Source organism: Bradyrhizobium sp. NBAIM08 (assembly GCF_020193935.1).
In the GTDB taxonomy this organism is placed as follows: domain Bacteria; phylum Pseudomonadota; class Alphaproteobacteria; order Rhizobiales; family Xanthobacteraceae; genus Bradyrhizobium; species Bradyrhizobium yuanmingense.
On the sequence record NZ_JADYVR010001145.1, the window covers coordinates 1 to 393 of the forward strand.

At 74.0% G+C, this 393-nt stretch carries 1 pseudogene; it reads right to left on the minus strand.

The annotated features are described in order from the left end of the window. Positions 1–376, minus strand: a pseudogene (locus I6F37_RS43880) (carbohydrate kinase); the annotation flags it as partial. Between the last annotated feature and the right edge of the window lie 17 nt (positions 377–393).

Here is a 393-nt window from a genome sequence, read left to right on the forward strand (position 1 = left end):
CGCTCATCAGCCCTGGCGCCTGCGCGGGCTGCTCGGAGAACACGCCCACGACCTCGGTGGTGCCTGAAAGATTATACGCGCCGCCGTGGCGCAGCGCCCCAAGGCCGAGCACGGACGCCCAGGTGTCGTGCGACAACATCACGACATGCGCGCCCGCCAGCCGGCCCAGCGCGCCGGGGAGGCCGCCCTCGACGGCGCCGACGAGGCTTGCGGGCGCCAGCAGCTCCGGCGTGAGATCGGCGAAGCCCGCCGCCTGGAACAGCGAGACGCCGCCCGGCCCCTGTTGACGGCACGCCGCGAGCCTCGCGGAGGCGATCGCATCCGACGCGAAGCGGCCTGTCAGTCGGGCGTTGAGCCAGTCCTTCGGCTCCAGCACGCGCGCAACCGCGGCGG